The sequence below is a fragment of the Nonomuraea diastatica genome, from assembly GCF_004349015.1.
Classification (GTDB): Bacteria; Actinomycetota; Actinomycetes; order Streptosporangiales; family Streptosporangiaceae; genus Nonomuraea; species Nonomuraea diastatica.
This window is the reverse complement of record NZ_SMKP01000097.1, coordinates 1-24925: the sequence shown is the minus strand read 5'-3', so window position 1 is coordinate 24925 and position 24925 is coordinate 1. Positions and strand designations below refer to the sequence as shown.

The 24925-nt window shown below is 71.5% G+C and carries 22 protein-coding genes and 3 pseudogenes; 15 read left to right on the top strand and 10 right to left on the bottom strand.

Annotated elements, in window-relative coordinates:
• The first annotated feature begins 4 nt into the window (after window positions 1-4).
• Together E1294_RS29825 and E1294_RS29820 are read left to right on the top strand one after the other, a co-directional pair.
• Window positions 5-658: a response regulator gene (locus tag E1294_RS29825; protein WP_246083359.1), complete on the top strand. Its 654-nt coding sequence runs from the start codon at window positions 5-7 to the stop codon at window positions 656-658.
• Window positions 659-1558, top strand: a complete 900-nt coding sequence (locus tag E1294_RS29820; protein WP_132513881.1) for a phosphotransferase enzyme family protein — start codon at window positions 659-661, stop codon at window positions 1556-1558. It abuts the gene before it with no gap.
• 10 nt (window positions 1559-1568) lie between these two features.
• Here E1294_RS29820 and E1294_RS29815 read toward each other — a convergent pair whose 3' ends face one another.
• Window positions 1569-2546, bottom strand: coding sequence for a nucleoside hydrolase (locus E1294_RS29815; protein ID WP_132513879.1), 978 nt, complete (start codon window positions 2544-2546; stop codon window positions 1569-1571).
• Between the two features lie 103 nt (window positions 2547-2649).
• Here E1294_RS29815 and E1294_RS29810 point away from each other — a divergent pair, with 103 nt between their 5' ends.
• The 3 genes from E1294_RS29810 to E1294_RS29800 are packed head-to-tail and all read left to right on the top strand — an operon-like array spanning window position 2650 to window position 6283.
• A complete protein-coding gene (locus E1294_RS29810; protein WP_132513877.1) occupies window positions 2650-3981 on the top strand; it encodes an MFS transporter in 1332 nt (443 codons plus the stop codon).
• Window positions 3978-5510, top strand: coding sequence for a sulfatase family protein (locus tag E1294_RS29805; protein ID WP_132513875.1), 1533 nt, complete (start codon window positions 3978-3980; stop codon window positions 5508-5510). The genes E1294_RS29810 and E1294_RS29805 overlap by 4 nt, the downstream gene beginning before the upstream one ends.
• Window positions 5511-5533: 23 nt before the next feature.
• Window positions 5534-6283 (top strand): GntR family transcriptional regulator, encoded by a 750-nt coding sequence (locus E1294_RS29800; protein ID WP_246083362.1) that lies wholly within the window; start codon window positions 5534-5536, stop codon window positions 6281-6283.
• 28 nt (window positions 6284-6311) lie between these two features.
• Here E1294_RS29800 and E1294_RS29795 read toward each other — a convergent pair whose 3' ends face one another.
• Together E1294_RS29795 and E1294_RS29790 are read right to left on the bottom strand one after the other, a co-directional pair.
• Window positions 6312-7046, bottom strand: coding sequence for a cupin domain-containing protein (locus E1294_RS29795; protein WP_132513901.1), 735 nt, complete (start codon window positions 7044-7046; stop codon window positions 6312-6314).
• Window positions 7046-8074, bottom strand: coding sequence for a LacI family DNA-binding transcriptional regulator (locus E1294_RS29790; RefSeq protein WP_246083358.1), 1029 nt, complete (start codon window positions 8072-8074; stop codon window positions 7046-7048). The genes E1294_RS29795 and E1294_RS29790 overlap by 1 nt, the downstream gene beginning before the upstream one ends.
• A 314-nt stretch (window positions 8075-8388) precedes the next feature.
• Here E1294_RS29790 and E1294_RS58220 point away from each other — a divergent pair.
• The 5 genes and pseudogenes from E1294_RS58220 to E1294_RS29770 all read left to right on the top strand — a co-directional run.
• Window positions 8389-9380: pseudogene (locus tag E1294_RS58220) on the top strand (glycoside hydrolase family 3 protein); the annotation flags it as partial.
• Window positions 9381-10715, top strand: coding sequence for a glycoside hydrolase family 3 C-terminal domain-containing protein (locus tag E1294_RS29785; RefSeq protein WP_425465231.1), 1335 nt, complete (start codon window positions 9381-9383; stop codon window positions 10713-10715).
• Window positions 10712-11800, top strand: a complete 1089-nt coding sequence (locus E1294_RS29780; RefSeq protein WP_132513869.1) for a Gfo/Idh/MocA family protein — start codon at window positions 10712-10714, stop codon at window positions 11798-11800. Before E1294_RS29785 ends, E1294_RS29780 begins: the two co-directional genes overlap by 4 nt.
• Entirely contained in the window at window positions 11800-12723 is a 924-nt protein-coding gene (locus E1294_RS29775) for a DUF6807 domain-containing protein (protein ID WP_132513867.1), read from the top strand. The genes E1294_RS29780 and E1294_RS29775 overlap by 1 nt, the downstream gene beginning before the upstream one ends.
• Window positions 12724-12789: 66 nt before the next feature.
• Entirely contained in the window at window positions 12790-14802 is a 2013-nt protein-coding gene (locus tag E1294_RS29770; RefSeq protein WP_132513865.1) for a beta-galactosidase, read from the top strand.
• A gap of 69 nt (window positions 14803-14871) precedes the next feature.
• On the opposite strand, the gene E1294_RS29765 is transcribed toward E1294_RS29770, so the two are convergent.
• The gene (locus E1294_RS29765) at window positions 14872-15540 is read right to left on the bottom strand and encodes a class I SAM-dependent methyltransferase (RefSeq protein WP_132513863.1); all 669 of its coding nucleotides are present in this window, start codon (window positions 15538-15540) and stop codon (window positions 14872-14874) included.
• Window positions 15541-15668: 128 nt separating this feature from the next.
• On the opposite strand from E1294_RS29765, the gene E1294_RS29760 reads away from it, so the two are divergent.
• On the top strand, window positions 15669-16124 hold the full coding sequence (locus E1294_RS29760) for an NUDIX hydrolase (RefSeq protein WP_181958573.1): 456 nt from the start codon (window positions 15669-15671) through the stop codon (window positions 16122-16124).
• 401 nt (window positions 16125-16525) lie between these two features.
• On the opposite strand, the gene E1294_RS29755 is transcribed toward E1294_RS29760, so the two are convergent.
• The gene (locus E1294_RS29755) at window positions 16526-17320 is read right to left on the bottom strand and encodes a VOC family protein (protein WP_220448006.1); all 795 of its coding nucleotides are present in this window, start codon (window positions 17318-17320) and stop codon (window positions 16526-16528) included.
• Window positions 17321-17397: 77 nt separating this feature from the next.
• Window positions 17398-17808 carry a VOC family protein gene (locus E1294_RS29750; RefSeq protein WP_132513859.1) on the bottom strand — a complete coding sequence of 137 codons (411 nt, stop codon included), beginning with the start codon at window positions 17806-17808 and terminating at the stop codon, window positions 17398-17400.
• An 81-nt stretch (window positions 17809-17889) separates the two neighbouring features.
• Between E1294_RS29750 and E1294_RS29745 the strand changes: the two genes are divergently transcribed.
• Window positions 17890-18354: a pyridoxamine 5'-phosphate oxidase family protein gene (locus tag E1294_RS29745; RefSeq protein ID WP_132513857.1), complete on the top strand. Its 465-nt coding sequence runs from the start codon at window positions 17890-17892 to the stop codon at window positions 18352-18354.
• Window positions 18355-18664: 310 nt separating this feature from the next.
• Here the strand turns inward: E1294_RS29745 and E1294_RS29740 are convergent, their stop codons facing one another.
• Complete coding sequence (locus E1294_RS29740; protein ID WP_132513855.1) at window positions 18665-19486, bottom strand: TIGR02569 family protein; 822 nt, start codon at window positions 19484-19486, stop codon at window positions 18665-18667.
• Between the two features lie 84 nt (window positions 19487-19570).
• Window positions 19571-20518 (bottom strand): adenosine deaminase, encoded by a 948-nt coding sequence (add, locus tag E1294_RS29735; RefSeq protein ID WP_132513853.1) that lies wholly within the window; start codon window positions 20516-20518, stop codon window positions 19571-19573.
• Window positions 20519-20748: 230 nt separating this feature from the next.
• Here add and E1294_RS29730 point away from each other — a divergent pair.
• Window positions 20749-21494: pseudogene (locus E1294_RS29730) on the top strand (IS701 family transposase); the annotation flags it as partial.
• 328 nt (window positions 21495-21822) lie between these two features.
• Here E1294_RS29730 and E1294_RS29725 read toward each other — a convergent pair.
• On the bottom strand, window positions 21823-22071 hold the full coding sequence (locus E1294_RS29725; protein ID WP_132513851.1) for an SCO4226 family nickel-binding protein: 249 nt from the start codon (window positions 22069-22071) through the stop codon (window positions 21823-21825).
• Window positions 22072-22501: 430 nt separating this feature from the next.
• A complete protein-coding gene (locus E1294_RS29720) occupies window positions 22502-23053 on the bottom strand; it encodes an alpha/beta fold hydrolase (protein ID WP_220448004.1) in 552 nt (183 codons plus the stop codon).
• Window positions 23054-23151: 98 nt separating this feature from the next.
• Between E1294_RS29720 and E1294_RS54165 the strand changes: the two genes are divergently transcribed.
• On the top strand, window positions 23152-23301 hold the full coding sequence (locus tag E1294_RS54165; RefSeq protein WP_181958572.1) for a hypothetical protein: 150 nt from the start codon (window positions 23152-23154) through the stop codon (window positions 23299-23301).
• A gap of 485 nt (window positions 23302-23786) precedes the next feature.
• Window positions 23787-24916 (top strand): annotated as a pseudogene (locus E1294_RS29710) (IS701 family transposase).
• Window positions 24917-24925: the final 9 nt, after the last annotated feature.

Sequence of the window (24925 nt, the reverse complement as noted above, 5' to 3'; positions counted from 1 at the left end):
GCTTGTGACCCGTCTTCGTATGGTGATCGTGGACGACGACCCGATGGTGCGCACGGGGCTGCGCCTCATCCTGGGCGGCGAGCCCGACCTCGAGCTGGCCGGAGAGGCGGCCGACGGCAGGCAGGCCATGGCCGTCATCCGCGACCTGCGTCCTGACGTCGTGCTGATGGACATCCGCATGCCGCACCAGGACGGCCTCACCACCACCGAGCTGCTGCTCCAGAGCCCTTCCCCGCCCAAGATTCTGGTGCTGACCACGTTCGACGCCGACGACATGGTGCTGCGCGCCCTCCAGCTCGGGGCGCACGGCTTCCTGCTGAAGGACACGCCACCGCCCAAGATGATCGAGGCCGTGCGCGCGTGCGCGCGGGGCGAGCCGGTGTTGTCTCCCAGCGTCGCCCAGCAGGTGATCGCGGCCGCCACCGGCAGGCACGACCCGCGGCGACCGCAGGCGCTGGAGGAGCTGTCCCGGCTGACCGACCGGGAGCGGGAGGTCGCCGTCGAGATCGCCAAGGGCGGCTCCAACACCGAGATCGCGGCCGACCTCTGCGTGAGCGTGGCCACGGTCAAGGCCAACATCACGCGCATCTTCGCCAAGCTCGGCACCGACAACCGGGTTCACGTGGCCATGAAGGTGCGCGACGCGGGACTGGTCTGAATGCCGCTGGACACCGACCGGATGCTCGCCGCGCTGACCGCGTGGAGCCTGCCGGTGGCCTCCGCCGAGCCGCTGCCCGGCGGCTGGAACTCCGTCACCTGGCTGGTCCGCACCGCCTCCGGCACGCGCTACGTCGCCAAACTGTCCGACGTGGGGTCCGCCACCGCCTTCCTCGGCGGTCTGCGGGTGGCGGCCCGCGCGGAGCAGGGCGGGCTGGCCAGCGGCGCCCCCGTCCCCCTGCCCGGCGGCCGCCTGGCCGCGGACCTGGACGAGGGGCTGCTGGCCCTGCTGCGCTATGTCCCCGGCCGCTCGCCGGACGCCTCCTCGGCGGACGACCTGCACCGGATGGGGGCCGTGCTGGCCCGCGCGCACCACGCGCTCGGCAACGACATCGCCGACGTCGGCAAGCAACATCGGTGGCCGTGGCCGTGGGCGAGCGACTGCCTGCGCGAGCTGCCGATGGAGCCGCACGTCCGCACGATGGCGGCGCGCGTGCTGGAAGAGGCGCGCGAGGCCGCGCCGCACCTGCGCGCCGGCGTGGTCAACGGCGACCCCGGCCTCGACGGCTTCCGCCTCAGCACACGCTCGCCCGGGGAGGACGGCCTGGTCGACTGGGGGGCGGTCCTGCAGGCCCCCATCCTGTACGACCTCGCGTGCACCGCCGTGCTGACCCGCGACACGCCCCACGCGATCCGGCACATCGTGGCCGGCTACCGTGCCGTCGACCCGGCCATCGACGACGAGCTGCCCCATCTGGGCACGTTCGTCCGGCTGCGCTGGATGGCCCACGCGATCTACTTCTCCGACCGCATCGAGCGTGGCCTGCTCAGGGGCGTCACCAGCGCGGCGGGCAACGAGGAGGGGCTTGAGGAGGCGTACGCCGGCATGCGCGGCCGCTGACGCGCCGGTCCTAGGACGGAGGGCCGCTCAGCAGCGTGTCGAGGAAGAGCCTTCGGTAGCGGAGGGCGTCGACGCCGAGCGCCACGTCGACGCCGTGCGCCGGCCCGGACAGCCCGTGGGCCGCGTCCTCGCCCGGCAGCGCCCGCCGGTCCACCAGCGTCTGGCCCCTGCTGTATCCGGGGGCGAGCTCCACGCTCACCGGCAGCAGCTCGGTGGTCAGGCCCTCGGGGTCCGCCACCGCGCACACCGCTCCGGCGTCGCCGAGCAGCCCGTCGCCGTTCACCCGAGGATCGGCCCCGCACAGGGCGATCTGGTGCCGCAGCAGCAGGCCCGCCAGGCGGCTGCCCGGCTCCTCGTGCCCGAGCAGCTCCGCGCACGTGGGCGCGTCCACGGAGACGTGGTAGAAGACGTCCAGCCCGTACATCGTCACCGGCACCCCGGCGTCCACCACGATCGCGGCCGCTTCCGGGTCGTGCCACACGTTGAACTCGGCGACGGGGGTGGCGTTGCCGGTCGAGGCGCTGCCTCCCATGAAGACCAGCCGCTCGATGTTGCCGGCGACCTCCGGATAGGCCCGCAGCAGCAGGGCCAGGTTGGTGAGCGGGGCCAGGCCCACCACGACGACGGGCTCGGGGGCGCCGAGGATGGTGTCGCGCAGCAACTCCACGGCCGGCACCCCGGCCGTTTCCGGGGCCGGCTTCCGGGCCGAAGCGGGCAGCCCGAGGTCGGCGAGGCCGTCGGTGCCGTGGATGTGGCCGGCGTCGCGGGCCGGCCCGATGAGCGGGCGTTCCGCGCCCGCGCTCACCGGCACGTCCGGCGCGCCGGCCGCGTCAAGGACCTTGAGCGTGTTGGCGACCACCTGGCCGAGGCCCGTGTTGCCGGCCACGCACGTCACCGCGCGCAGTCGCAGCTCCGGATGGCGTACGGCGAAGAGGAGGGCCAGCGCGTCGTCCACGCCGGTGTCCACGTCGAGAATCAGGTCCTTCATCCCATTCCTTCCTCGATGCACCTTGACAGGTGCACGCACACCATCCCACCATGTCCTATCTGCCCCATGAGGTCTAGACGTCTACCCTCCACCGGAGCACACCGTGACGGACGTCCCACCCACCAGCCCATCCACCGGCCCCTCCACTGGCGCTTCGACCCGCGCCGTGCCGTGGAAGCTCACCGCTGCCACGATCGTCGGCAACACCATCGAGTTCTACGACTTCACCATCTACGGCACCCTCACCGCGCTGGTCTTCGGCCGGCTCTTCTTCCCCACGTCCGACCCACTCGCGGGGACGCTGCTCGCGTTCGGCACGTTCGCCGTCGGCTTCGTGTCACGCCCCCTCGGCGGCGTGCTCTTCGGGCACCTCGGCGACCGGCTGGGCCGCAAACCCACGCTCACGTGGAGCCTCGGCGTGATGGGCACCGCCACGTTCCTCATGGGGTTGCTGCCGACGTACGCCGACATCGGCGTCTGGGCGCCCATCCTGCTCACGTTCCTGCGATTCTGCCAAGGGCTGGGCATCGGCGGCGAATGGGGTGGCGCGGTCAGCCTCATGGTCGAGAGCGCGCCCCCGTCCAGACGCGGGTGGTACGGCAGCCTCGTCCAGACCGGCAGCGGCTTCGGCATCATCCTGTCCAGCCTCACCCTCACCACGCTGCTGGCCACGCTCGGCACCGGCGAGCTGCTGGCCTGGGGCTGGCGCATCCCGTTCCTCGTCAGCGTGGTCCTGGTCGGCGTGGGCGTCGTAGTGCGCCTGCAGATCCAGGAGTCGCCCGAGTTCCGCGAGGTCAAGGCCGAGGAGCGGGTCGAGCGGGCGCCGGTGTGGCAGACCGTGCGGGAACACCCGCGCACGATCGCGCTGGCGATCGGCATGTACGTCGCCATCGCCGCCTTCGGCTTCGTCATCGGCGTGTTCGTGATCTCGTACACCGTCCAGGAGCTGGGACTGTCGCGGGAGCTGGCGGTCACCGCCAACCTGGTCAACGGGGTCTTCTACGTGATCGGCATCCTGGTGGCGGGGGCGTTGTCCGACCGGATCGGCAAACGCAGGACGTACCTGCTATGCGGGCTGCTGCTGATTCCGGCCCCGTTCCTCTACTTCGCGCTGCTCGACACCCGGTCGATCCCGCTGATCCTCGCGGGCAGCGTGTTCGTCGGCCTGGTCAGCGGCCTGCCGTACGGCGTGCAGGCGGCGCTGTTCTGCGAGCTGTTCCCCGCCAGGCTGCGCTACAGCGGCATCTCGCTCGGCTTCCAGGTCGCGACCGTGCTGGGCGGGGCGCTCGCGCCGACCGTCGCCTCGCTGCTGTTCGCGGCGGCGGAGCACAGCTGGGCCATCTCGGCCTACATCGCGGGACTCGCCGTGATCATGGTCCTCTGCACCCTGGCCGTACGGCCGTACCCGGAGACGACGAAAGGCATCGACGGATGACGAACCGGCCGAACATCGTGCTGGTCATGGTCGACCAGCTGGCCGCGCGCTGGCTGGAGCAGGCCTGGCAGGGCGTGGTCGACCTGCCGAACCTGCGGGCGCTGGCCGAGGGCGGTGTGCGGTTCCGCAACGCGTTCACACCCAACCCCGTCTGCGCTCCGGCCCGCGCCACCGTCGCCACCGGGCTGACCAGCCAGGGGCACGGCGTCACCGAGTGCGGCTACGACCTCGATCCGGCCCTGCCCACGTTCATGCGCACGCTCCAGCGGGGCGGGTGGCGTACGGGCGCGTTCGGCAAGCTGCACCTGCGGACGCAGATCGGCGGTGTTCACCCCGACTATCGCCCTTACGGGTTCGACGTCACCCACATCACCGAGGACCCCCGCGCGGGCGAGTGGCTGGACTGGGTGCGCGAGCACTACCCCGAGCACTACCGCGCGGCGCTGTCCACCGTCTGGATGACGATGATCCCCGAGCTGCGCGCGTACGGGCCGGAGCGGCGCGACCTGGTGGCCGAGATCGAGGCCGCCCAACGGGAGTTCCCCGACTCCACCGGCGAGGCGTACACGCTGCCGTTCCCCGCCGAGATCTCCCAGACCAGCTGGATCACCGAGCGCGCGTGCGCCTTCATCCGCGGCACCGAGGCCGAGCGGCCGCTGTTCGCGCACGTCAGCTACGTGCAGCCGCACAACCCCTTCGCGCCGCCCGCCGGCTACCTGCGGCACGTACGGGCCGAGAGCATCCCTGCCCCGCTGCCCGCGGAGTGGCGCTCCGGCGGGCCCGCCTACTTCGACCGGGAGCAGTACCGGCAGGCCTCCTACGACGTCGACGACTGGAAGAGCCACCGGCTGCACTACTTCGCCGACCTGGCACACCTGGACGAGCAGCTCGGGCGGCTGGTGGACTGCCTGCGCGAGACGGGGCGGCTCGCCGGCACGTACGTGATCTTCACGTCGGACCACGGCGAGCTGCTGCACGACCACGGGCTGGTCGGCAAGTGGGAGCGCCACTACGACACCTGCATCCGCGTCCCGCTCATCGTCTCAGGACCTGGCCTGAGCCCCGGCGTGCGCTCCGAGCTGGCCGAGCTGACCGACCTCGCGCCCACCATCCTTGACCTGGCCGGCCTCGAACCCGACCCGCTGGCCCGCCCCCACCTCGGCAACCCGCACGTCCCACGGCGGCTGCCCGCCCTGCCGGGCGCCTCGCTGCTGCCCCTGTGCCAGGGCCTGGACCTCGACTGGCGCACCGCGGTCTATGTGCAGAGCAACAACAACCACTGGGAGGCCTCGCCCCGGAGCTGGTCGCGTACGATCCGCACCGCCCGCCACCGCTACACCCGGTATTTCGGCGGGGGCGGCGAGCAGCTCTTCGACCTGGAGGCGGATCCGGACGAGCAGCACGACCTCACCGCCGACCCCGCCGCCGAGCCGATCCGCCAGCGGCTCCACGACGAGCTGCTGGAGCTCGTCGTGCTCGACGGATATCCCAACAGCCCGCGCGGGCTCTACGGCATCGGAACGTGGTAGCGCGGCTCTACAGTAGTCCCGTGATGAAACCGCCCAAGCGAGCCGCCATGGCCGCCCAGGCGATCCGTGAGCTCATCGCGGCGGAGTTCGAGCTGGGCGACCAGCTGCCCTCCGAGGCCGAGCTGGCCCGGCGGCTGGCCGTGAGCCGGGTCACCGTCCGCGAGGCCCTCGGACAGCTCTGGCTCGAAGGCCTCATCTCCCGCCGCTGGGGTGTGGGCACGTTCGTCCGGCAGCGTCCAGGGCCGGCCGCGGGGCCGTTCACCAACGTCTTCGTCGACCTGCACGACATCGGCTCGCTGCCGCACCGGATCGCGGCCACGGGCCGCACGCCGTCGCTTCCCCACGCCCGTGTCGAGCAGGTTCCCGCTCCGCCCGAGGCCGCCGCCGCGCTGGGCCTGGCGCCCGGTGAGCCGATCTGGCGGGTGGAGCGCTGCCTGGCGATCGACGGCACGCCCGCGATCGTGCTCTACGACCATGTCCCGCTCCGGGTCAACGGCGTCCCGTTCGACCCCGGGCCGGTGACGCAGATGGGGGGCGACTTCCCCACGCTCGTGCACGCCACCGGCACCCGCATCGTCAGGGACGAAGCCCGGCTGGAGGCGGCGCCGGCCGGCGAGGGCGTGGCGACGCTGCTCGGCGTCGACGCGGGGTCGCCGGTCCTGTGCACGCGGCAGACCAGCCACGCCGACACCGGCACGGTGGTGTTGTCGACCCGCTGCTACTACCGGCAGGAGGTCTTCTCGATCCTGCTGGTGCGCACGGTGCCCTACTGACGCCGTGCCGCCCTGCGCCTGCGCTGTGCTAGCCGGGCGGCTCGACGGGGTTGAGCACGTCGTGGGTGCGCAGCCGGCCGCACATGCCCCACCTGGTCTCCGGACTCTGCGGCGACTCCAGGAGCGCCGACGCGCGCAGGTGCGCGCCGTCGCCGCGGGCCAGGGCGTCGAGCACGGCGGCGGTGTGGCGGGTCTCCTCGGCGACCGTGCGCTCCCAGGTCTCGCGCCAGGCCGCGACCGAGGGCCGCACCAGCGCCACCGCGTGGTCGTAGAACCGCTCCAGCGGGCCGCGGTCGCCGTCGGCGGCGCTGCCGGCCAGGGCGCGGAAACCCTGGACGGCCAGCTCGCGCCGGCGCATCGCGGCCGTCTCCATCGTCTCCGCCTGCTCGCCGGCGGGCAGGGTGGCCGCGGCGCGGTAGCGTTCGGGGTCGGCCGTGATCTCGGACGGAAACGTCATGACCGCGTCGCCCGCCTCGGGCAGGCCCGCGTTCGCCATCACGACCACGACCTGCAGGCCCCCGCGGTTGATCGCCCGGTGGACCGTGCCCGGGGTGAACCACACGGTCGATCCCGCGACCAGCTCCGTCTCCCTGAAACCGTGCGTGTCGAGGGTCTGCAGCGCTCCATTCCCGCCGATCACGACGTAGCCCTCGGTGGAGGCGGTGTGCAGGTGCGGGGTGCCGCCTTCCAGGCCGTCGGCGCACGCGCCGGTGTAGACCGACAGCCGGGTGACGGACGTGCCGCCGGGGAACGGCGCGGGCATCATGCGCTCCTCTCGCCGAACGACGTGGTGCTGCCCCGGACGATGAGCGTGGTGGCGAGCTCGATGCGGGTGCCCGCGGGGCCACGGGGGTGGGTCAGCTCCTCGGAGACGAGCCGGACCGCCTCGTTGGCCATGTCGTCGAGCGGCTGGCGAACGGTGGTGAGCGGCGGCGAGAGCATCTCGCACACCATCGAGTCGTCGAACCCGACGACGGACAGCTCGTCGGGCACGCGGACGCCGCGCTCGGTGGCCGCCTGGTAGACGCCCGCGGCCTGCAGGTCGTTGGCCGCGAAGACGGCGCTGGGCGGGTCGTCACGGCCGAGCAGCCGCGCACCGTAGTCCTTGCCGCCGGTGACCAGGAAGTTGCCGTAGTGGGTGAGCCCCGGGTCAGGGTCGATGCCGAACGTCCGGTGGGCGGCCAGATAACCCTCGTAGCGGTCGAGTGTGCACTGCGCGTCGAGCGGGCCGCCGATGAAGCCGATCCGGGTGTGCCCGAGCTCCAGGAGGTGGGTGGTGGCCATGACGCCGCCCAGCCAGTTGGTGGCGCCGACGGTGGAGATGCGCGGGTCGCGCTGGCCCGCGGGGTCGAGCAGCACCAGGGGCACGTGCAGCAGCTCCTCGATCGCCTCGATCTCCCGCTGGTCGGCCCGGGTCAGCACCAGCACGATGCCGTCGGTGCCGCGCTTGCGGACCGTGCCGATCCAGCGCCGCAGGTCGAAGTCGTGCCGCGCGGAGGAGGTCACGACGAGCGAGAACCCCCAGCGCGCCGCCGCCCGCTCCGCCCCCCTGATGAGCACCTCGGCCCACGGCGAGCCGAGCCCGTCGATGAGCAGGTCGACCAGGCCGACCCTGGGCGAACTCGGCGGGCGCGGGGTTTCGTAGCCGAAGACCCTGACCGCTTCAAGGACCTTGTCCCTGGTGGCGGCGGAGACATGTTTCTTGCCGCTCAAGACCTTGGAGACCGTCGGCACCGACACTCCGGCGGCCGCCGCGACGTCGGCCAGCGTGGCTCGCGGCGCTTGGGGCACAGGACCTCCCGTTGCCGTGGGTGCCGGTGTCCGGCCGGCACCTGCGAGTTGTTTTCGGAAAATGCCCACACCCGGCATGCCGCCAGCTGACCTGGTGATATCAGGGAGCTGCCGTTGCCTTATAAGGCTGTTGACATGGGTGCAGCTCGGAGCCTACCGTAACGGATCGGCAATGTCACCGTAACATTTCGGAAAGTCATCCGGAAACTTTCCGATGCGCATCAGGGCACGTTTGGCGGAGCGCGCCGTGATCCGGCAGGCCGTCTGTTAGTGCCATCTACCGATGGAGGTCTCCATGCCACGAACGAGGGTGTATGCCTGCACAAGGTGAGCAGCCGGAGGCCGCGGCGCTCCGGGTCGAAAACCTGCCGGCGGAGATGTCGCTCGACGAAAAACTCGCCCAGCTCGTCGGCCTGTGGCTGAACGTCAACCGGGAAGAAGGCGTCGTCGCGCCGCTGCAGGACGCGATGCAGGGCGACGAGGAGGAGTTCGAGGCGTTCGCCCGCCACGGGCTCGGCCACGTCACCCGCCATTTCGGCACCACGCCCGTCGAGCCCGCGCAGGCGAGCGCCGAGCTGGCCGAGCGGCAGCGCTGGCTGCGCGACCACACCCGGCTGGGCATCCCCGCAATCGCGCACGAGGAGTGCCTGACGGGACTGGCGGCCTGGCGGGCGACGACCTATCCCGTGCCGCCCGCGTGGGGCGCGACGTTCGACCCCGCCCTCGTGGAGGAGATGGGCCGCAGGATCGGGGCCTCCATGCGGGCGCTCGGCGTGCACCAGGCCTGGCCCCGGTGCTCGACGTGATCCGCGACCAGCGGTGGGGCCGGGTCGAGGAGTGCATCTCCGAAGACCCGTACGAGGTCGCGACCATCGGCGCGGCCTACGTGCGCGGCCTGCAGTGCGCGGGCGTGATCGCCACGCTCAAGCACTTCGTCGGCTACTCCAACTCCCGCGCCGGCCGCAACCTCGCCCCCGTGCACGCGGGCCCCCGCGAGGTGGCCGACACGCTGATGTTCCCCTTCGAGGTCGCCGTGCGAGACGCGCGGGCGGGCTCGGTCATGAACTCCTACGCCGAGATCGACGGCATCCCGATCGCCGCCGACGCCCACTACCTCACCCGGGTCCTGCGCGACGAGTGGGGCTTCGACGGCACGGTGGTGGCCGACTACTTCGCGGTGGCCTTCCTGCACACCCTGCACGCCGTGGCCTCCGACGCCGAGGACGCGGCCGTGCAGGCGCTCAGCGCGGGCATCGACGTTGAGCTGCCCACCGGGGTGGCCTACCTGGAGCCGCTGAAGCGGGCCGTGACCTCGGGACGGATCCCGGAGTCGCTCGTCGACCGGGCGCTGCGCAGGGTGCTGACGCAGAAGGCGGCGCTCGGCCTGCTCGACGACGGGTACGAGCCGCGCGGGTCCGGCCCGATCGACCTCGACGACCCGGAGTCCCGTGGCCTGGCGCGGCGCCTGTCCGAAGAGTCGATCGTGCTGCTGGCCAACGACGGTGTGCTGCCGCTCGGCCAGGCCGCGGGCAGGCGCGTCGCGGTCGTCGGCCCGAACGCTGGCAGCGTCGCGGCGCTGTTCGGCTGCTACTCCTTCGTCAACCACGTGCTGCCGCACTCCCCCAGCGTGGAGACCGGCATCGCTGCGCCCACGGTGCTCGACGCGCTGCGGGAGGAGCTGCCCGAGGCCGTGATCCGGGCCGAGCAGGGCACGGGGGTGGACGACGGCGATCGCTCGGGGATCGCCGCCGCCGCCCACCTGGCCGCCGGGTCCGACGTCGCGATCCTCGTGCTCGGGGACCGGTCGGGGCTGTTCGGGAGGGGCACCTCCGGCGAGGGCTGCGACGTGGAGACGCTCGACCTGCCCGGCGCGCAGCAGGAGCTCGCCGACGCGGTCATCGCCACGGGCACGCCGGTCGTGGTGGTGCTGATGACCGGCCGCGCGTACGCGGTGCCGCGGATCATCAGGGACGCCGCCGCCGTCGTGCAGGCGTACTTCCCCGGCGAGGAAGGGGCCCGCGCCATCGCCCGGGTCCTCAGCGGCGCCGTGAACCCCTCGGGCCGGCTGCCGATGAGCATGCCGCGCTCGACCGCCGGCCAGCCCTACAGCTACCTGCACCCCAAGCTGGGGGCGGCCGGCTCGGTCAGCACCATCGACCCGGCTCCCGAGCTGGCCTTCGGCCACGGGCTGAGCTACACCCGCTTCTCCTACGAGAACCTGACGGCCGGCGGGCAGGTCCGGGCCGGCGGGCAGGTCCGGGCCGGCGAGCCGATCCGGTGCTCGGTCGTCGTGCGCAACGCGGGCGAGCGGCCGGGCGCCGAGGTGGTCCAGCTGTACGCCTCCGACCGGATCGCCTCGGTCACCCGGCCGCTCGCCCAGCTCGTCGGCTACGCCAGAGTCGAGCTGGAGCCCGGTGAGAGCGCGACGGTGGGCTTCGACGTGCCCGCCCGGCTGCTGGCGTTCACCGGCAGGGACGGCCGGCGCGTCGTTGAGCCCGGCGAGGTGGGCGTGTCGGTGCGCCGCTCCGCCGCCGACGTGGTGGCCGAGGCGAGCGTGCTGCTGACCGGGCCCGTACACGAGATCACCGGGGACGAGCGGCGGCTGACCACCGTGTCCGTCGAGAAGGGGCGGCCGTCATGAGGATCGCGATCGTCGGCACCGGCGGCATCGCCGGCATCCACGCCGCCGCCGTGTCGGCGCTGGGCGAGCCGGCGCGGATCGTCGCCGCCGTCGACATCGACGCCGGCCGGCTGGACACGTTCGCCGCCAGGTGGGGGGTGCCCGAGCGCTACACGCGCGTCGAGGACCTCATCGAACGCTCCGAGTGCGACGTCGTGCACCTGTGCTCCCCTCCCGGCCTGCACCGCGACCAGGCCGTGGCGGTGCTGGAGCGGGGCTGGTCGGTGATGTGCGAGAAGCCGCCGGCGCTGTCGCTGCGCGAGTTCGACGAGATCGCCGCGGCCGAGGCGCGCAGCGCCGGCTCGTTCGGCACCGTCTCGCAGCACCGGTTCGGCGCCCGCGCGGTCGCGCTGCGCGAGGCGATCGCCCGCGACGACTTCGGGCCGCTGCACCTGGCGCTCTGCAACACGCTGTGGTTCCGTCCCGACTCCTACTTCGCGGTGCCGTGGCGCGGCACCTGGGAGTCGGAGGGCGGCGGGCCCACCATGGGCCACGGCATCCACCAGATGGACCTCATGCTGTCCCTGGCCGGCCCTTGGGAGTCGGTGCGCGCCACGGCGGGCCGCAAGGCGCGGCCGACCCAGACGGAGGACTTCTCGACCGCGGTGGTGACCCTGGCCTCGGGAGCCACCCTGGTGATCGTCAACAGCCTGCTGTCCGCCCGCGAGACCAGCTACCTGCGTTTCGACTTCGCCGGCGGCACCGTCGAGCTGGAGCACCTGTACGGCTACGGCGACGACTCCTGGCGCTTCACCCCCGCCCCCGGCGACCCGGACGCCGAGTCACGCTGGAACACGCTGCCTCCCGGCGCGCCCTCCGGCCACTCGGCCCAGTTCGCGGCCGTCGCCGAGGCCCTGCGCTCCGGCGCGCCGATGCCGGTCACGACGGCGCAGGCCCGCCCGACCCTCGAGCTCATCGCCGCCGTCTACGCCTCCGCCTTCACCGGCCGGGAGGTGGCGCGCGGCGAGCTGACCGAGGGATCCTCGTTCTACTCCTCCATGGGAGGCCCCCGGGCCCCGAGGCTCACGACCGAAGGGACCGCCTGATGACCGAACCCGTGGACGGCTTGCGGCTCACCGACGAGCGCGGGCGCGCGCTGACGCTCACCAGCGGCGGCGTCGACCTGTTCCGCTACGTGTACGGCCCGTGGGACCGGCAGCTTGAGTCGCCGCGCCCCTACTTCCACCCGCTGCGCACCCTGTCCGGCCGGCTGGTGTCGCTCTACCGGCCCTGGGACCACGTCTGGCACAAGGGCATCGCCTGGTCGCTGCCGAACGTGGGCACGCAGAACTTCTGGGGCGGCGTCACGTACTACCGCGACCGCGGCTACGTGCAGGCGGACAACAACGGCGCCATCGTGCACAACGGCTTCGACTCGATCAGCAGCGGCGAGGACCGGATGGCCGTCAAGGAGTCGCTGACCTGGGTGGCGAGCACCGGCGAGCCGTGGTTCACCGAACGCCGTTCCTTCGGGGCGCTGCTCGGCAGGGACGGGTGGACGCTGGCGTACGCGACCGAGTTCACCAACGTCTCCGGCGCCACCGTCCCGATCGGCAGCCCCACCACCGAGGGACGGCCCAACGCCGGGTACGGCGGGCTGTTCTGGCGCGGGCCGCGCTCGTTCAGCAACGGCCGCGTCCACATGGACGGCCGCACCGGCGGCGACGAGATGATGGGCGAGCGGGGCACGTGGCTGGCCTACTCCGGTGACCACGACGAGGTGGACGCGAGCTCGACGCTCGTGTTCGTCGACGACGGCCCCAGCGACGAGCCGGTCCAGTGGTTCGTGCGGACGGGGATCTTCGCGTGCGTCTGCCCCGCGCCGTTCTTCGACGTCGTACGTCCGGTGGAGCCGGGCGCGTCGCTGGCCTTCCGCTACGCGGTCACCATCGCCGACGGCGACACCGGCGCGGACGGCGCGGCCCGCATCGCCGCGGACACGGCCGGCGTCACCTCACGCCTCCTCTGACCGGCGTCTCACCGGTCCCTCTCTCCAGCATGCCCCCATCTCACGGGAGTTCCTGACATGACTCGCATGGACGCGTTCCGGACTCGCGTCGGCGGATTCGCCTTCGGCGGCGACTACAACCCCGAGCAGTGGGAGCCCGACGTGTGGCGGGAGGACGTCCGCCTCATGCGCGAGGCCGGCGTCAACACCGTCAGCCTGGGCGTCTTCGCGTGGGCCTCACTGGAGCCCGAACCGGGGACGTACACGTTCGGCTGGCTGGACGACGTCATGGACCTGCTCCATGAGCACGGCATCAGCGTCAACCTGGCCACGCCGACGGCGGCGCCGCCCGTCTGGCTCACGCACCTGCATCCCGAGGTGTTCCCCATCATGGCCGACGGGGAGCCGTTCGGCTTCGGCAACCGCCTGCACTACGATCCGTCGTCGCCGATCTACCGCGAGTTCGCCGCCCGCATCACGACCATGCTGGCGGAGCGGTACTCGTTCCATCCCGCGCTGGCGATGTGGCACATCAGCAACGAGTACGGCCCGACGGCGTACAACGAGACCGCGTCGGTCGGCTTCCGCCGGTGGCTGCGGCGCAGGTACGGCGACCTGGACACGCTGAACGAGGCGTGGACCACCCGCTTCTGGGGCCAGCTCTACACCGACTGGGACCAGATCGAGGTGCCGAACATCCCGCGGACCTGGATGAATCCGGCCCGCAAGCTCGACTTCAAACGTTTCACCTCCGACGCGCTGCTGGAGTGTTATCTGGCCGAGCGGGACATCGTGCGCTCGTTCCGCGATGACGTGCCGGTGATGACCAACTTCATGCGTTTCTTCCGGCACGCCGACTACTGGCGGTGGGCGCCGGAGGAGGACGCGGTCGCGCTCGACATCTACCCCAACCCGGCCGAGGCCGACTCGCACGTGTCGGCGGCCTTCAACTACGACCTGTTCCGCTCGCTCAAGGGCGGGCAACCGTGGATGCTGATGGAGCAGTCGAGCAGCGCGGTCTGCCAGTGGAAGCTCAACGTCGTCAAGGAGCCGGGGCGGATGCGGCTGGGCTCGCTGCAGGCGGTGTCGCGGGCGGCCGACTCGGTGATGTTCTTTCAGTGGCGGGCCAGCCGGGGCGGGCACGAGCGCTTCCACTCGGCGATGTTGCCGCACTCGGGCCCCGATTCGCGCACGTTCAAGGAGATCGTCGAGCTCGGCCGCGAGATGAAGCTGCTGGCGCCCGTGGCCGGGACGACCTCGCGCGCGGAGATCGCCGTGCTGTTCGACTGGGACGGGTGGTGGGGGCTGGAGGAGACGCACGGCCTGCCGCGCAGCGACTTCAGCTACACCGACACGGTCATGCGGCACTACACGCCGCTGTGGGAGCGGCACCACGCGGTCGACGTGGTGTCGGCGGGGTCGTCGCTGGACGGGTACAAAGTGCTGGTGGTGCCCAACGCGTACCTGATCGGCGACGTGGGCGCGGAGCGTATCCGGGCCTTCGCCCGCGACGGCGGCACGATCGTCATGTCCTTCTTCTCGGGCGTGGTCGACGACTGCAACCGGGTACGGCCCGGTGGGTATCCCGGCGCGTTCCGCGAGCTCATCGGCGCGAAGATCGACGAGTACTGGCCGGCGCGCCCGCACGAGGTGTTCACCGTGAGATTCGCCGACGGGCGGATGGCCACGTCGACCTGGTGGCGCGACGACCTCCACCTGGAGACGGGCACGGCGCTGGCCGCCTACGCCGACGGGCTGCTCGAAGGCCGGGCCGCGGTGGCCGAGAACCGGTACGGCGCGGGGCGGGTCGTCTACGTCGCGACGCTGCTGGAGCAGGCCGCCCTCGACGCGGTGGTGCTGGAGGCCGTGGAGTCGGCGGGTGTGCGGTCGCGGTTCGAGGGTGTGCCCGCGCACGTGGAGTGCTCGGTGCGGGGGGACGAGACGTACGAGTACGTGTTCCTGCTCAACCACAGCGCGGAGCTGAGCGCGTCCGTCCCCCTCGAAGGGCAGGGGACGGACCTGCTCACGGGGTCGCCGGTGTCGGGCCGGGTGGAGCTGGGGCCGCTGGGCGCGGCGGTGGTCCAGCGGGCTCTGCCGTAACGGCAGGGGGCGCGTCAGCTCGTGCTTCCGCGGAGCCGCCCGACACCCGTCCGAGACGCCGGCCGGCCGTCACCCGACACCCACCGCCCGCCGAGCCCTGACCGAGAGCGTCATGGGCACGGGCGCGCAACCCTCGGCGAACCGTTCGAGCGCGAAGCCCGCGTCCAGGAATCCGTGCAGCAGCTCGGGCAGCGGCCAGTGGCTCGCTCCTACCTTGTCGCGCAGCCCCTGGCTGGTCCACGACGCGTTGGTCCGGTGCCGGTCGAGGTAGCCAGGACGGATCACCACCGCGTCCCGGTCGCTCCAGTCGGCGAATCCGCCGACGAAACACGGATGCACCCCCACGTGCACGAGGACCCCGCCCGGCCGCAGCACCCTAGAAATTCCCCTCAGAACACCCATATATCCAGGCATATCGGTGTGGACCATGACCGAGACGACCGCCGGCAGGACTCCGTCGCGGAACGGCAGCCGCTCGGCGTCCCCGCGCACGACCGGCAGCCGGGAACGCGCGTACCCCAGCATGCCCGCCGACAGGTCCATGCCCACCGGCGTCCACCCGAGCTCACTGAGCAGTCCGGCGTACGCGCCCGTGCCGCATCCGGTCTCCAGGCACGGCCCGCTCCCCTGCCCGAGCAGCTCGCGGATCGAACGCCGGATGCGGAGCCGGTCGTCTCCGTCGCGGGGCATGAACTCCCGCTCGTACCAGTCGGCGATCTCGTCATATGCCGCTTCCATGACCCCATTGACCCGCACTTCACCTGCCGCGACGAGACCTTTCGCCGACGGCGTCACGATTGCCCGAGGAGCGGAAACCCGAAATCCCGTCGTGATCCCCGTACCTCACGTGATATCCCTGGCCAGTGATGATCGCCAAGGAACTGCGCGTGTCCGCGTACACCATCTGCGTGGGGGACGGGCAGATTCTCCTGGCCCGCTGGGTCGGCCCCGCCGGCGAGCGGCTCTGGACGCTGCCCGGCGGCGGCCTCGACCACGGCGAGGACCCGGTCGACGCCGCGATCCGCGAGGTGGAGGAGGAGACCGGCTACACCGTCGCCATCGACGCCCTGCTCGGCATCAGCACCCTGCACCGCCCCTACCCGCGGGCCACCCAGCGCCAGGCCGACTTCCACGCCCTGCGCGTCGTGTACGAAGGCCACATCACCGGCGGCACGCTGCGCCACGAGATCGGCGGCAGCACCGACCGGGCCGCGTGGATCGCCCTGGCCGACGTCACCGGCCTGGAGCGATCCGAGGTCGTGGACGCCGGCCTCGCCCTCCACCGCGTACGGCCGCCACACGGCAGGGTGAGCGCCCCCTGACCTCGCTCACCCGGCGCGGCCGCCGCTCCCCCGGCGCCGGAGCTCAGGACACGGCCCTCCTGACGAGCTCCCGGAGCGCCGCCTCACCGGCTTGGCTCAACGTGGTCAGGGCGAAAGCCGCCGGCGTCACCGAGATTCGCCTCCGCGGTGAATCCCAGCGACGAGTAGCGCTCCTCGTCCCCTGGCCGCCGCGGAAGAGGCACACCACCTTGCCGTCCTTGGCGTAGGCGGGCCGGCCGTCCCACGGCTTCGGGGCCGGGGCGGCGGCCGTGACGATGGCGTGGACGCGCTCATCGGCCGCATGCTCCTTTGCCGGTCGTCGTGCTGATGGCAGCGCCTTCCTGATCCGTCGTCATCGCCAGGCCACCTGCTCGTCCTTCAGCCGGAAGCCTGGTTGGGGCTCAGTGCACCACTTCCCACCAGAAGCCGTCCGGGTCGGTGAAGGAGCCGCGATACCGGCCCCCAGATATCTCCGCGGCGGCGACGGTGACCCGCCCGCCGGCGGCGGCCGCGGCCGCCAGCAGGGCATCGACGTCCGCACGGGACTCCGCCGTGTGGGTGAGGACCATCGCGGGGAAGCCGTCGCCGTCCTTGCCGGTGCCCGCGTCCCTCGCCAGGACGCCGCGTTCCATCAGGCAGAGCCTGGCCGCCGCCTTGGCGGGATGGAAGTCGATGTACTTGTTGCCGTAGTCCCGGTCGGCCGTCATCCCGAGGGCTTCGTAGAAGGCCCTGGACGCCTTCGGGGTGGCGACGCCCAGGATGACCGTGGTCTCGGCCGGCAGCGGGGCTTCCGCCGCGGGGCCGGTGTCCTTGCCGGTGGCCGCCGCCAGCTTCCAGAGGGCGCCGTCCGGCGCCCGGAACACCCCGGAGAACGAACCGAACAGCGCCTTCCTCGCTGGTTTGACAACCTCCGCGCCGCCCCGCACGGCGGCATCCATCAGCGTCCTGACCTCGGTGGGCTGGTTGACGGTGTAGGTCAGCAGGTAGCCGCGGAATCCGGAGGTCACCGGATCCGCGCCGGCGTCCGCGGCGAGGCTGCCGGTCGCGGCCACATCGAGGCGCGCGGTGCCGTGCAGGTCGAGGCTCACCGCGTCACCGTCGCCGGTGACGGCAGGGGAGAGCGCGGTGGCGTAGAACGTGCCCGCGGCGGGCACCTCGGGCGCCCCGAGGGTGACGACGTCGAGTGTGAGGACCATGTGTGACTCCTTGGACCTGGTGCATCCGGTGCTGCCGGGCATACGATCGATCTCGTACGGCGACGGACCCGCGGCGCTCAGCGCAGCTCCTGGATGCGGATCATGTTGCCGGCGGGGTCGCGGAAGGCGCAGTCACGCACCCCGAACTGCTGCTCGATCGGCTCCTGGATGACCTCCGCGCCACTGGCCACCACCCGCGCGAAGAAACCGTCGAGATCGTCGGTGGCCAGCAGGATGCCGGCGTAGGTGCCCTTGGCCATCATCTCGGCGATGGTGACGCGCTCGGCGTCGGTGATCCCGGGGTCGGCGGCCGGCGGCTGCAGGACGATGGACGTGCCGGGCTGGCCTGCGGGGCCGACCGTGATCCAGCGCATCCCGTCGTAGCCGACGTCGTCGCGCACCTCGAAACCGAGGACGTCGCGGTAGAAGGCCAGGGACGCGTCCGGGTCGTCGTGCGGCAGGAAACTCGCGTGAATGGTGACGTTCATGCACGTCACCCTAGGTGCGCCTGGAAGGCGCACGCTTCTCGATTCCTGATCGGTTCACGCCCACACCGTAGCCTTGCCGTCATGGCAACCAACGAGCCGTCGCGTACCCTCCAGCAGCGCACGCACGACGTGCTCGGCAGGCTGGAACGGGAGATGGACGTCTGGGTGGCGTCAGCTGACGCGGACGGTGTGCCGTACCTCGTGCCGTTGTGGTTCGCCTGGCACGAGCGGGCGGTCTGGCTGTCGACCAGGGCCACGAACCCCACCGGGCGCAACTTGCGCGACGGCGGCCGGACGCGGCTGGCCTTCGCCGACACTCAGGACGTCGTGCTCATCGACGGCGATGTGGAAACGTACGCCGCGCACGAGGTGGCGGAGGCGACAGCCGGGACGTTCGGGAAGAAGTACGGCTGGGATCCCCGCAAGCAGGACCCGCCATACACGTTCTTCAAGGTCCGGCCGCGCGGGATACAGGCATGGCACGGGGAACACGAACTCTCCGGGCGGACCCTGATGCGAGTGGGCGTCTGGGTGGTCGAGGCATGACCGCCCAGGGACGACGCCCTTGCGGACACTCTGATGGGTCAGGGCGCCTGCGACAGGACGAAGTCCTCATACCTTCGGGCACCCGCATGCCACCCGACACCATCCACTGCACGCGCCCGGCCCCGGTCAACGCCAGGGTCGCGCGATACCCCAGCTCGACGTCCGCCCGGTCGAAGCGCCCGCCCGCCCCCGCCAGGTAGTCCTCCAGCGGATCCACGAACGGGACCGATCCCCGTGGGCGGCACGGGAACGGGACCCGGGACGCGGGGAACGGGGGCCCGTGGGAGGGAGCGGTGGGCGAACTCGAAGGTCATCCGGCGGCGGACCCGGCGTGGGTCACGGCGAGGCCAACCACCGGCCGGTAGGCGGCCACCTGTTCCGGGGTCCATGCCTCAGGTCCGTTCAGCGCCTCGTCGGTGACGATCCGGTAGATGAGCGCGCGTACCAGCATCTGCCCCCATTCAGGCAGGTGTGCCCACCGCTCGGCCAGCGCGGGCGAGGCGCCGTACCAGCACAGTGCGTCCACGACCGCGACCGCCGCCGCCCAGGACGGCGGGCGCCAGTAGACCGGCCAGTCGATGATCGCCGGTGGCAGGCCGGCGGCGAACAGCACGTTGCCGGGCAGATCTCCGTGGACCGCCTGCGACGGGAGATCCACCGGCCGCCGGGCCCGTACGAGCGGCTCCAGCAGCCCGGCCGCTCCGGACGGGCCGGCCGCTCCGGACGGGCCGGGGAGTTCCTCCCACGCCACGCGGTCCCCGTAAGTCCAGGGCTCGTCACGGACGTCCAGGAACGCGGGGCAGGACAGGTGGGCGATCGCCTCGTGGAAGGCGGCCCCGGTGCTGAGCACGTCGTCCTGCCTGCCCATGTCGGGCTCCCCCGGGACCAGCCGGGCCGCCTCCCACCCGTGCGCCGCCCACGCGCCGCCGCGCGCCCGCACGGGACGGGCCACGCGGAAGGCGGGCGAGTCAGGCAACGCGGCCAGCACCTCGGCCCGCCACAAAGTCTCCGGCAGGAAGTCCACCTGCTTGACGACCAGGTCGCCGACCCGCCACGCTCCTCCCAGCCAGACCGGCCGCCCCGCGACCCCGTACGCGTCGAGGACCTCCGCAGGAGGACCCTCAGGCGTCACCCCACCCGCAACCGGGCAGGACCCGCCGTCCGGCGCCGAGTCGCCGGCAGGCCCGCTCCGAACCGCCCCCCGGCCGGTGGCCGGTCACGGGGCCGTGGCCCAGGCATGGACGCCGGCCCTGAGCTCGGCCTTCACCTCGTCGGGGGCGAACGACGCGTCGATCGACGCGCGTGCCAGCTCGGCCAGATCGTCGTCGGTGCAGCCGAAGACGTCGCGCAGCCTGGCGTACTCGTCCGCGAGCGCCGTCTCCCCGTCGGTGTTGATCGTGACGGTCAGCCCCGCCGCCCGCAGCCGCGGCAGCGGGTGCTCGGCCAGCGACGGGACGAGGCCGAGCAGGACGTTGGACGTGGGGCAGACCTCCAGCGGGATCCCGCGTCCGCGCACCTCCGCCGCCATGCTGTCGTCGTCGAGGATCCGGATGCCGTGCCCGAGGCGTTCGGCGTGCCCCAGGTCGAGGGCCTCGCGGATGCTGGCCGCGCCGGCCGCCTCGCCCGCGTGGTGGACGAGACGGAGCCCCGCGTCCCTGGCCGCGTCGAGCACCTCGGCGAACGGCGCCAACGGGTGACTCTCGTCGCCCGCCAGCCCCATGCCGAGCACGTTGTCGTAGCGGGTGGCCAGCTTGTACGTGCGCCACAGCCGCTCCACCGGCTGTCGCCTGGAGTGGTCGAGCAGCACCCGGCACTCGACGCCGTAGCGGGCCCTGCCCTCGTCCAGCCCGTCGAGCACCGCCTCCAGCGGCATCTCCGGCTCCCCCACCCGCTCCCCGTGGGAGGCGGCGGTGAAGGTCACCTCGGCGTAGCGGGTGCCCTGCGCGGCTTCGTCCGCGCAGAACTCCACCGCGACACGCCGGAAGTGCTCGGCCGTGCGCAGCAGCTCGCGCACCCGCGCCCGCTGGTCGGCGAACTCCCTGAAGGTGCGGAACACGCCGCCGCGCCCGGGCGTGCCGCCCAGCTCGCGCACGGTCTCAGGGCGTACGGTGCTCTCCAGGTGAACGTGCAGATGCGCTTTGGGCAGTGACCGGACGTCTTTCACGCGCCACAGGCTAGGCCAGACCGCCGCCCGCACGCAGTTCGTTTTCCGGCGTGCGGCTAGTAGTACTTTGTTAGTTCGGGATTTGGTATGAGATGATCGTTGTGTGACTCCGGCTGAGCTGGCTGATGTTCGAGACCGTCTTGAGGACTGCGCGGGTGAGGTGTTCACATCCTTCGTGCGGGAGCAGCGGTCCAACGGCGGGTTGTACCTGCGTGGGCTGATGCTGGACGGTCAGCGTGCACGCGGTCACCGATACCTGCTCGGCCGCGCTGAACTGGCGGTTGTTCCTGCCTGAGCGATGGGACGATGCGCTGGCCGAAGACCAAGCCGAGGCCGCAGTGATCGCCGAGCGGCGGCGGCGCTGTGGCGTCCCCGACGATCAGCGGCATCGTCCCAAGTGGCAGCACGCACTGGACATGCTCGATGAACTGGCCGCCTGGGGGCAGGTCCCGCCGCTGGTGGTGGCCGACGCCGGCTACGGCGATGTGACCGCGCTGCGGCTCGGCCTGACCCTGCGCGGCCTGCCGTACGTGGTCGCCCTCAAGGGCACCACCAGCGCGTATGCCGCCGATGTGGTCCCCGAGACGGTGCCCTACTCCGGCAACGGCCGGCGTCCGGTGGCCAAGTACCGCAGTGCGCCCTCCAGCCTGCGCGAGTTGGCTCTGGCTGCCGGACGCAGCAGTCTGCGCCGGATAGCCTGGCGGCAGGGCACCAAGAAGAGCAAGGGGCCGGAGCCCACCGACTATGGCTGTCCACCCTGCCGGCGGACATCCGGCTGCGGGACCTGGTCCGCCTGGCGAAGATCCGCTGGCGGATCGAGCACGACTACCGCGAGCCCAAGACCGGCCTGGGCCTGACCCACTTCGAGGGGCGTTCCTGGACCGGCTGGCATCGCCACGTCACCCTGGCTTCGGCCGCTAACCTGTTCCTCACTGAACTGCGCTTGACCAGCCCAAAAGCGGCTGGGGCGGCCTGACCTTCTACATCGGTTAGGCATCGCCACAGTCGCCTCCAAGCCCTCCTCTGTTCCGTCGCTGTTCCGTGGGAGCCCGGAATCAGCGGAAAGTGATGCGAGACGTCCACAAGCGTAACTAATGCTCACCGGCATGATCGAGCTGTTCTCGCAGCTGACCATGGGTCGGAGAACATGCAGATATTCGAGGGCACCAACCAGATCCAGCGCCTGGTCATCAGCCGCCACCTGGCAAAGTAGCCCCTGAAATGCATCGGGGCGACGGAGCGACGGTGACAGCGGCCCCTATCGGTGTTCTGCCGGTGGGGGCCGCTGCGATGTCCGCGCCTCGTCAAGCCGTCAGCGGCACCGGGTGGATCTCGTCCGCCTTGTGACCAGCACGCTCGTGGACGCGTTGCACGGCCTCGGCCGAGGGAGCCTCGGACAGGCAGTAGACCTCGCCGGACCCGGGGTCCGCCCAGGCTCGCTTGAAGTGCACGTCTTCCTGGCTCTCGATCGCGAGGTCGGCCTTGTGCGCCTCCATGAACTGCTCGGCCGTGATCCCTTTCATGCCGTGATGGACGTCCATGAATTCGGCCATCTGACTCACCTCTCCAGCTCGCGGATCTCCGACATGCGGATGAATGCGTTCTTTTCACCATAACCCGGACATTTCGGACGTGGCGCGTTCGGGGCCGAGGTCGGTCGCGAACTGGTGGCGTGCCGCAGACGGTCCCGTCGACGGTGATGAGTCGTGAGCCCTTCTCGGCATCGCCACAGCGACCTCCAAGCCTTGCCCTTGTTCCGTCGCTCCCGCGGCTGAGTGATCTGCCGCGTCCGCCACCCGAGCTCGTCAGCGCTTGAGGACGTCGCGCAGTCGTGCGGCGTAAGCACGGGGATGGGTGGTTGCCGTTGTGGCCGCCGGGAAATTCGTGCAGGTCGGTGCCGAGGAGGTCGGCCAGTGCAAGGGCGCACGTGTAATCGAAGACGGTTCGCGGGATGGTCTGCCCGGCGACCGGGACGATGCGGGCCTAGGCGGTGGCCAGGGCGGCGACGTCGACGATGTCGTGGAGGATGGCGGTGAAGTCGCGCTCGACGAAGAAGTCGAAGTTGCGCATCCGCTGGGGCGTCATCGGCTGCGGGACGAGGCCGGCTTCGGCGTCGAGGTTGGCGGGGTCGATTCCGAGCACCTGGGCGACCACCTCGAAGGTCGCACTAAGGCCGTCCCTGCGGTGGATCTCCCGTAGTTCCGCCTCGTGGTGGGCGCGCTGTCCGGCGGGGAGCAGCCGCGGTGTGACGGGCTCGTGCGCGATCAGCATGCTGATCTGGCCGGGGTGACGCAGGATCAGGTGGAAGCCGATCGAGGCGCCGACGCTGCAGCCGAGCATGAGGGCGGGTTCGTCGGTAAGTTCGGCGAGTAGCCGGTGCACGTCGTCGGCGTGCTGGGCGAGGGCCACGCCCTGGGCGGGGCCGGTCAGGGCGCTGCGGGGCAGGCCGCGGCGGTCGTAGGTGATGACGGTGTGGTCGTCGGTGAACTGGTCGACGAGGTCGGCGCTGCGGCCGGCGTCTATATCTTGGCTCACATGAACGGAGTCCGCGAGGCCGGCGCCGTCATCACCGAACCCGACCCCGCGACCGCCGCCGGCTCCTCATCCGGCCCGCACCCCAGATCTCCGACCGTGTGGGACAGGTCCGCGCGACCTCCATCGACGCCGCCCTGGCCAAAGCCCTGGACACCACCGACCCACAGCAGGTTGCCGAGGTCACCACATTGCTGGAGAAACTCGCACGGCACCTGACTCCGCAGGCGCTCACCCGCCTGCGCGACTGACCGTGCCCCGGCACCCGCCCACTCACCTGTCGCGACTCGACCCCGACGACTGGGCCTGCCTACTTGAGCGGCCTGGCGGTGGAGGGACGGCACTCATCGGGTTCCTTGCGGTGGTTGTCGTTCTCGACGGTGAGCACGCGTATGGCCCGTGCGAATGCCCGTGCGAATGTACGACCCTGGACGGATGCGGGTGTCCTACCGTGGGCAGATGCCGGAGGTCGGGTGAGGCGATAACTTCCCGTTATGAAGTGGGCTCGGCGGCTCGGTGGAAGGGACGTTGCCGACGCGGTGGTGGCGGTCATCGTGGCCCTGATCGTCGGGTACGCCATCGTCGACCCGCCAGGGCCGTCGTCGTGGTGGCCTGCTTGGTCGGCTTGGCCGGTGGCGGCCGTCGTGAGCTTTCCTGTCGCGGTCCGGCGGCGCTGGCCGCGCGCCATGCTAGTAGTACTTTGTTAGTTCGGGATTTGGTATGAGATGATCGTTGTGTGACTCCGGCTGAGCTGGCTGATGTTCGAGACCGTCTTGAAGACTTCGCGGGTGAGGTGTTCACATCCTTCGTGCGTCGGGAGCAGCGGTCCAACGGCGGGTTGTACCTGCGTGGGCTGATGCTGGACGGGCGGCGTAAGTCGATGGTGCCGATGGCTGAGCGGCTGGGCGTGGATCACCAGCGGCTGCAGCAGTTCATCACCTCCTCGACCTGGGACTACGCGGCGGTGCGGCGGCGTCTGGCACAGCGCGCGATCGCCGTGGTGGCGCCGCAGGCGTGGGTGCTGGACGACACCGGGCACCTCAAGGACGGTGATGCCTCCCCGGGGGTGGCCCGGCAGTACACCGGGACCGCGGGGAAGGTGACCAATTGCCAGATCGCGGTCAGCGTGCACGCGGTCACCGATACCTGCTCGGCCGCGCTGAACTGGCGGTTGTTCCTGCCTGAGCGATGGGACGATGCGCTGGCCGAAGACCAAGCCGAGGCCGCAGTGATCGCCGAGCGGCGGCGGCGCTGTGGCGTCCCCGACGATCAGCGGCATCGTCCCAAGTGGCAGCACGCACTGGACATGCTCGATGAACTGGCCGCCTGGGGGCAGGTCCCGCCGCTGGTGGTGGCCGACGCCGGCTACGGCGATGTGACCGCGCTGCGGCTCGGCCTGACCCTGCGCGGCCTGCCGTACGTGGTCGCCCTCAAGGGCACCACCAGCGCGTATGCCGCCGATGTGGTCCCCGAGACGGTGCCCTACTCCGGCAACGGCCGCCGTCCGGTGGCCAAGTACCGCAGTGCGCCCTCCAGCCTGCGCGAGTTGGCTCTGGCTGCCGGACGCAGCAGTCTGCGCCGGATAGCCTGGCGGCAGGGCACCAAGAAGAGCAAGGGGCCGGAGCCCACCGACTATGGCTGTCCACCCTGCCGGCGGACATCCGGCTGCGGGACCTGGTCCGCCTGGCGAAGATCCGCTGGCGGATCGAGCACGACTACCGCGAGCCCAAGACCGGCCTGGGCCTGACCCACTTCGAGGGGCGTTCCTGGACCGGCTGGCATCGCCACGTCACCCTGGCTTCGGCCGCTAACCTGTTCCTCACTGAACTGCGCTTGACCAGCCCAAAAGCGGCTGGGGCGGCCTGACCTTCTACA

Coding starts and splice junctions, on each gene's coding strand:
- E1294_RS29755 (WP_220448006.1), bottom strand. CDS start 17,320: ATGGTCCTCACACTCGACGTCGTCACCCTCGGGGCGCCCGAGGTGCCC.
- E1294_RS29780 (WP_132513869.1), top strand. CDS start 10,712: ATGAGGATCGCGATCGTCGGCACCGGCGGCATCGCCGGCATCCACGCC.
- E1294_RS29760 (WP_181958573.1), top strand. CDS start 15,669: ATGATCGCCAAGGAACTGCGCGTGTCCGCGTACACCATCTGCGTGGGG.
- E1294_RS29725 (WP_132513851.1), bottom strand. CDS start 22,071: ATGGCCGAATTCATGGACGTCCATCACGGCATGAAAGGGATCACGGCC.
- E1294_RS29795 (WP_132513901.1), bottom strand. CDS start 7,046: ATGCCCGCGCCGTTCCCCGGCGGCACGTCCGTCACCCGGCTGTCGGTC.
- E1294_RS29775 (WP_132513867.1), top strand. CDS start 11,800: ATGACCGAACCCGTGGACGGCTTGCGGCTCACCGACGAGCGCGGGCGC.
- E1294_RS29745 (WP_132513857.1), top strand. CDS start 17,890: ATGGCAACCAACGAGCCGTCGCGTACCCTCCAGCAGCGCACGCACGAC.
- E1294_RS29800 (WP_246083362.1), top strand. CDS start 5,534: ATGAAACCGCCCAAGCGAGCCGCCATGGCCGCCCAGGCGATCCGTGAG.
- E1294_RS29815 (WP_132513879.1), bottom strand. CDS start 2,546: ATGAAGGACCTGATTCTCGACGTGGACACCGGCGTGGACGACGCGCTG.
- E1294_RS29750 (WP_132513859.1), bottom strand. CDS start 17,808: ATGAACGTCACCATTCACGCGAGTTTCCTGCCGCACGACGACCCGGAC.
- E1294_RS29820 (WP_132513881.1), top strand. CDS start 659: ATGCCGCTGGACACCGACCGGATGCTCGCCGCGCTGACCGCGTGGAGC.
- E1294_RS29770 (WP_132513865.1), top strand. CDS start 12,790: ATGGACGCGTTCCGGACTCGCGTCGGCGGATTCGCCTTCGGCGGCGAC.
- E1294_RS29805 (WP_132513875.1), top strand. CDS start 3,978: ATGACGAACCGGCCGAACATCGTGCTGGTCATGGTCGACCAGCTGGCC.
- E1294_RS29765 (WP_132513863.1), bottom strand. CDS start 15,540: ATGGAAGCGGCATATGACGAGATCGCCGACTGGTACGAGCGGGAGTTC.